The organism is Micromonospora sp. NPDC049580, assembly GCF_040675595.1.
Lineage (GTDB): Bacteria > Actinomycetota > Actinomycetes > Mycobacteriales > Micromonosporaceae > Micromonospora.
Genome location: NZ_JBFAPG010000384.1, coordinates 1 through 6,191, shown reverse-complemented (window position 1 = coordinate 6,191; position 6,191 = coordinate 1). Strand labels below are relative to the sequence as shown.

At 69.8% G+C, this 6,191-nt stretch carries 5 protein-coding genes; all 5 read right to left on the bottom strand.

Annotated elements, in window-relative coordinates; all coding sequences use genetic code 11:
- Nucleotides 1–97 precede the first annotated feature (97 nt).
- Entirely contained in the window at nt 98–1,165 is a 1,068-nt protein-coding gene (locus AB0J68_RS24710; protein ID WP_354860524.1) for a BMP family ABC transporter substrate-binding protein, read from the bottom strand.
- Nucleotides 1,166–1,443: 278 nt separating this feature from the next.
- Nucleotides 1,444–1,791: a hypothetical protein gene (locus AB0J68_RS24705; protein WP_354860485.1), complete on the bottom strand. Its 348-nt coding sequence runs from the start codon at nt 1,789–1,791 to the stop codon at nt 1,444–1,446.
- A gap of 68 nt (nt 1,792–1,859) precedes the next feature.
- A complete protein-coding gene (locus tag AB0J68_RS24700) occupies nt 1,860–3,674 on the bottom strand; it encodes a glycoside hydrolase family 13 protein (protein WP_363940598.1) in 1,815 nt (604 codons plus the stop codon).
- The gene (locus AB0J68_RS24695) at nt 3,671–4,477 is read right to left on the bottom strand and encodes an ABC transporter permease subunit (RefSeq protein ID WP_354860526.1); all 807 of its coding nucleotides are present in this window, start codon (nt 4,475–4,477) and stop codon (nt 3,671–3,673) included. Before AB0J68_RS24695 ends, AB0J68_RS24700 begins: the two co-directional genes overlap by 4 nt.
- Nucleotides 4,478–4,593: 116 nt before the next feature.
- Nucleotides 4,594–6,126: an ABC transporter permease subunit gene (locus AB0J68_RS24690; protein WP_363940599.1), complete on the bottom strand. Its 1,533-nt coding sequence runs from the start codon at nt 6,124–6,126 to the stop codon at nt 4,594–4,596.
- Between the last annotated feature and the right edge of the window lie 65 nt (nt 6,127–6,191).

Here is a 6,191-nt window from a genome sequence, read left to right as displayed (position 1 = left end):
CCCCACGGGTGGTCACCCGCGGGCCGGAGCGGCCGGATCGGTCGTACCTGTACCCCGCCGCTCCTGCGATGATCTCACCGGAGGGGCCGGGCGGTTGTCACTTGGTCGGCTGGGCCTTCGAGGTGACGGTGATGGTGCCGGCGGCGATGTCCGCCTTGATCTTGTCAACCTCGGTCTTCAGCTCGGCCGGAACCTTGCCGTCGAAGTCGTGGTACGGGGCGATCGAGACACCGGTGTTGGCCAGGGTGCCGACGAAGCCCGGGTTGGCCTGCAGCTTCTCGCCACCGGCGGCCTTCACCACCGCCTCCTTGACGGCCTCCGGGATGTTCTTGACCACGGTGGTGATGATCGCGGCGCAGTCCGGGGTGCTCTCGCAGCCGTCGACGTCCACCCAGATGGTGCTGTACTTGCCGCCCGAGGCCTTGGCCGCGGCGGTGGTGCCGAGGCCGGAGCCGCCGGCGACCGGCATGATGATGTCCGCGCCCTGGGCGACCAGCGCGTCGGAGACCTTCTTGCCCTCGTCCTGCTTGGCGAAGTCGTTGGTGAAGGAGCCCTTCTGGGTCTCCTTGTTCCAGCCCAGCGCCTGGACGTTCTTGCCCTTGGCGGTGTTGTAGTACTTCACACCGTCGACGAAGCCGTCCATGAAGATCGTCACCGGCGGGATCGGCAGACCACCGTAGGTGCCCACCTTGCCGGTCTTGCTCATCCCGGCGGCGAGGTAGCCGGCCTGGAACGCGGCCTGGGCGGTGTCGAACTGCATCGGGTAGACGTTGGCGTCACCCGGGTTGGCATCGACGATGCCGAACTGCTGGTTCGGGTTCGCCTTGGCGATCTTCGAGGTGGCGTTGGCCATCAGGCCGCCGACCGCCAGGATGAAGTCGCACTTCTGGTTGACGAACTGCGTCAGGTTCGGCTCGTAGTCGGGCTCGGACTTCGACGCGACGTACTTGATGTCGATGTTGTCGTTGGCGGCCTTGGCCTCCTGCAGACCCTTCCAGGCCGAGGTGTTGAACGACTTGTCGTCGATGCCGCCGACGTCGGTCACCATGCAGGCGCTGTACTTCTTGGCGCCACTGCCGGCGTTCTTGTCACTATCGGGGGCCTCGCCACACGCGGCGGCGCTGAGCACGAGCCCACCTACCGCGAAGATCGAGGCGATCCGCATCCCACGCACCGAGCGCAAGACGTCTCCTTCCCATTGCACACCGCGCCTAGTGCGGTGGCAGCCCATCAGCCGACCTGCGGGTGTGCCGCCGGCTGTCCCACGTTACGGACGGGAGCGTACGCCCGCGCCCACCCACCGGCCGACAATCGTGCACGACTGTTGAGCGCCTGTTACCCGGGTGTAACCCTTGCGTGGGGCACATCACTCTTCGTGCTGGTAACCGAGCATCGAGGCGTCCCGAACGTCCGGTTCGCGGAGGTCATCCCCTCCGCCGGACGTTACCGCCAAAAGACCGCGACCGCCGCGTTGACCAGGGTCAGGCCGACGATCGCGAGGAAGTGGCCGCGGTTGACCACGTCCCGCTTCCGGGAGAAGAAGACCATGACGAAGATCAGCAGCGCGATCACCAACTTCGTCACAAGTTTCGCCGGGTCCGGCTCGTTGTCACCACCGCCGCGCAGCGGCGCGGAGAGACCGAGCCCGGTCAGCAGCTGGATCCCGGCGCCCCAGAGCATGGCGGAGTTGATTCGCAGCTTCCCGCTGACGTACTGGGCGATCGAGCCGCCGAGCAGCAGGGCGAAGCCGATCAGATGGACATAGAGGAGAATGAGTCGCAGTGCTTCCACGCCGCCCATCCTCCCCCATCAACGACAGTTCGTAGTAGGGGGTCGGCCGGTCGGCGCGTCGAGCCCGGTCACCACAGCCGCCACACCTGGAAGGTGGGGCCGTCGCCGGACAGGGTCGACACCCCGTCCGGCCCGGGCCGGAGCGCGGACGCCCCGCCGTACACGTTGTCGGCGGCCGGCAGCCCGGTCAGCCGCACCGGCGTGCCGGGCGCCCGGCGGGCCAGCACCAGCACCGAGCCGGCCGGCGCCTCCCGCAGGAAGACCAGCGTGTCCGGGTCGTGGTGCAGCCACCGCAGACCGCCGTGGCGCAGCGCCGGCTCCGCGCGACGCAACGCGATCAGCGACCGGTACGTGGCGAACGTGGCGGCGTCCCAACTGCCCGGCCGGCGCCACGGCATCGGGGTACGCGAGGACTCGCCGTTCGTGCCGGTCAGCCCCAGCTCGTCCCCCGCGAAGATCATCGGAGTGCCGGGCATCGTGGCGAGCAGACCGGCGGCCACCTCCTGCCGGGCGGCGTCGCCGACCACCGTCCGGATCCGCGCCGAGTCGTGCGAGCCGAGCAGCTGCCAGGAGTGCACGTACGAGCGCCACGAGACCAGCGACCGGTACGCGCCCATGGTGGCCAGCACCGCTTCCGCGTCCCGCCGGGGCACCCCGCCCGGGGTACCGAGGAAGTTCGGCACCGGCTGGTCGCCGTGGCGCAGCCAGGACCAGATCGGGTCGGTGAAGCCGACGTAGTTCATGGTGCCGTGCCAGCCATCGCGGTCCAGGTCACCGGTGTGGTCGTGGCCGTGCTCGGCCATCAGCAGGGCGTCCGGACGCTCCCCGACGACCACCGAGCGCAGCAGCGCCGCCACCTCGTGGGTGTACGCGTCGACGCCCCGCCGGCCGGTCATGTTCGCCACGTCGACCCGCCACCCGGAAAGGCCGTACGGCGGGCGCAGCCAGCGGCGCAGCGCGGCGTCCTCGGCGGTGGCGAAGCGACGGCGCAGGTCGGCGCTGCCCCAGTTCAGCTTCGGCAGCGACTTGACGCCGTTCCAGGACTCGTACGAGCCGGAGCTCTCGTCGAAGTAGTACAGCCCCCGCTCGGGCGCGCGCACGTCCGAGGAGGCCGACGCGAACCAGTCGTGGCCGTCGCCGGTGTGGTTGCTGGTGATGTCGCCGAGCAGCCGCCAGCCCCGGGCGCGTACCGCCTCGGCGAGGCGGGCCAGCGCGGCGTCCCCGCCGAGCAGCGGATCGACCCGGTCGAAGCTGGCCGCGTCGTAGCGGTGGTTGGAACGGGCCGGGAAGATCGGGGTGAGGTAGACGGTGTTCACCCCGAGCCGGTCCAGATGGTCCAGCCGCTCGGTGATCCCGTCCAGGTCGCCGCCGTAGAACTGGTACGGCGTCTCGGGGCCCCGCCCGATCACCGGGGTGTCCCAGTCGCACGGGATCGCCCAGTCCGGCAGCGGCCGATCATCCGCCGCCGCCGAACGGGCGAACCGGTCCGGGAAGATCTGGTAGATCACCGCGTCCCGTGCCCAGGCCGGCGGCGCGGCGCGGGTGACCAGCTTGAAGTCGCCGTGGTCGGGCACGTCGTGGTCGGCCACACCGGCGGCGGTCAGCCACCGGGGACCGTGCCGCCCGGAGAGCAGGAAGCGGTAGTTGCTCACCGGGTTGCGCGCCTCGACCTCGGCACGCCACCAGAGGACGTCGCCCTCGGCACGGTCCACGGTGGCCGCACGGAAGTGTGGCTCACCGTCGCCGGTGGTCCGCACGTGCACCTGCCGGACGTCGGCACCGGCCGGAACCCGGACGAAGACGTCGACGGTCTCGCCGAGCGTCGGCTCCTGCTGCGGGACGTAGCCGACGGATCCGTCGTGGTGCGGCTGCGGCGTGGTCATCCCTTGACCGCTCCGGCGGTCAGGCCGGAGACGATGTAGCGCTGCAGGAGCTGGAAGACCAGCACCGTCGGGATCGCGGTGAGCAGGGTGCCGGCCGCGAAGATCCCGAAGTTGTTGTTGCGCTCGTTGCCCTGCAACAGGCCGTACATGCCGACCGCGAGGGTCTTCGAGTCGCTGCTGGTGAGGAACACGTTGGCCATCAGGAACTCGTTGATGGTGCCGATGAACGCCAGCAGCCCGGCCACCGCCAGGATCGGCGCCACCAGCGGCAGCATGATCCGGAAGAAGACCTGGGCGTGCGACGCGCCGTCCATCGTCGCCGACTCGTCCAGTTCCCGGGGCAGGGTGTCGAAGAAGCCCTTCATCAGCCAGGTGTTCACGCCGAGCGCCCCACCCAGGTAGAGCAGCAGCAACCCCCACGGGGTGTTGAAGCCGATCGACGGCCACAGGTCGGTGATCGTGCCGAAGATCAGGTAGATCGCCACGATCGCCAGGAACTGCGGGAACATCTGGATCAGCAGCAGCGACAACAGCCCCACCCGCCGTCCCCGGAAGCGCATCCGGGAGAAGGCGTACGCGGCCAGCGCCGACAGGAACACCGACGCGAACGAGGCCACCCCGGCGATCAGCAGGGAGTTGAGGAACCACCGTTCGAAGGCGGTCCGCTCGAACAGCCCGCTGAAGTTGCCGAGCGACACCCCGTCGGTGGGCACCAGCTCGCTGGTGGAGAGCGTGCCGAGCGGATTGAGCGCGGCGGAGAGCACGAACACGATCGGGAAGAGGCTGAACAGCACGGCGAGCATGGCGACCAGGTGCCGCCAGCCGACCTGGGCGAACCAGCGGTTACGCCGCCTACCACTGATGTTCCGGTTCGCGGCCGGGCGGCCGGCCGTGTCGCCGGTACGCGCGGTGAGGGTGCTCACGAGTACACCTCCTCCTGCTTGCGGGTCCGCCGGAAACTGACCGCCGAGACGACGGCGACGATGGCGAAGATGAACAGCGAGATCGCGGCGGCGAAGCCGAACTGCGCGCCCTGCCCGCCGAAGGCCAGCCGATAGGTGTACGTGATGAGCAGGTCGGTGGCGCCGTTGGTCGGGTTGTCGGCCGGGAAGGGCGCGCCCTCGGTGGTCAGGTAGATCGCGTTGAAGTTGTTGAAGTTGTACGCGAACGACGAGATCAGCAGCGGAGACAGCGCGACCAGCAGCAGCGGCAGGGTGACCGCGCGGAAGGACTGCCAGGGCGACGCCCCGTCGACCCACGTGGCCTCGGTCAGCTCCCTCGGGATGGCCTGCAACGCGCCGGTGGCCACCAGGAACATGTACGGGTAGCCGAGCCACAGCTGCACGAGGATGACCGCGAAGCGGGCCGTCCACGGTTGGCCGAACCAGTCCACGTCCAGCCCGAACAGGTTATTGATCAGGCCGAAGTCGGCGTTGAACATGTCCCGCCAGGCCAGCAGCATCGCGAACGACGGCATGGCGTACGGCAGGACCAGCAGCACCCGGTAGAGGTTGGTGCCCCGCATCCGGGGCGAGTGCAGCACGAGCGCGATCAGCATGCCGAGCAGGAACGTGCCTGCGGTGGAGGCGATGGCGAACGCGAAATTCCAGATCAGGGTGCCCAGGAACGGGCCGGAGATGTTCTCGTCGGTGAGCACGCGGGTGAAGTTGCGCAGCCCGACGTTGATTTTCCAGCCCTGGGCCAGCCGCTCGCCGTCGGCGGCGACGAAGGCGCCCACCTCCTCGTCGGCGGTCCAGGTCTGCCCGGTTCCGGTGTCCCGGACGCAGTCGCAGCCGGCGTCGTACGCCCGCACCGCCTTGCCCTCGTACGCCCGGGACAGGCCGCTGGACCGCAGCGCGCCACCGGCGGTCGGGACGACCAGGTCGGTGATCTCCTTGCTGCGGGCGCTGGCCTGGCCGAAGTTCAGCACGGTGTAGCCGTCGGCGGCGGTGACCTTTCCGCCCGTGCCGACGGTGACGTCGGCGGCGTCGAGTCGGCGCAGCCCGCCCGCGTCGCCGGCGGAGACCGCCCCGGTGGTGGGGTCGGTGACCAGGAAGACCAGTGGCGCGGTGGCCGGGTCGCCCTTGGTGGCGACCGACAGGGCGTACTCGGCGGAGCCGGGCACCTGGGTGACCGACGAGGTCTGGATCGCGACGATCGCCTCGTCCTTGCTGCCCCGGTGCCCGTCACCGAAGTTGGTGAAGGCGGTGCTCGCCGTGTAGAGCACGGGGAACACCTGGAAGGCGATGAGGAACAGGGTGCCTGGCACCAGGTACTTGGCCGGGATGTGCCGCCGGGTGAGGTAGAGGTAGAACAGCCCGGCGGTGGTCGCCGCCAGCAGGGCCAGGCCGGCCCACTTCTCCCCGTCGATGAGCGGGAATGCCGCCCAGAGGGCGATGCCGGCGGTGAGGCCGAGCAGGAGCACCTTGCCGGCGAGGCCGGTCAGGGTGATCGGCGCGTGGTCACGCGAGCGCGGGGGTCGGGAGCCGACGGGCCCCCGGCCCGGGGTCTGCCACG

Bases quoted from the DNA above. Each gene is read 5' to 3' on its own strand.
- AB0J68_RS24700 (WP_363940598.1), bottom strand. From the start codon at position 3,674: ATGACCACGCCGCAGCCGCACCACGACGGATCCGTCGGCTACGTCCCG.
- AB0J68_RS24710 (WP_354860524.1), bottom strand. From the start codon at position 1,165: ATGCGGATCGCCTCGATCTTCGCGGTAGGTGGGCTCGTGCTCAGCGCC.
- AB0J68_RS24695 (WP_354860526.1), bottom strand. From the start codon at position 4,477: ATGCTCGCCGTGCTGTTCAGCCTCTTCCCGATCGTGTTCGTGCTCTCC.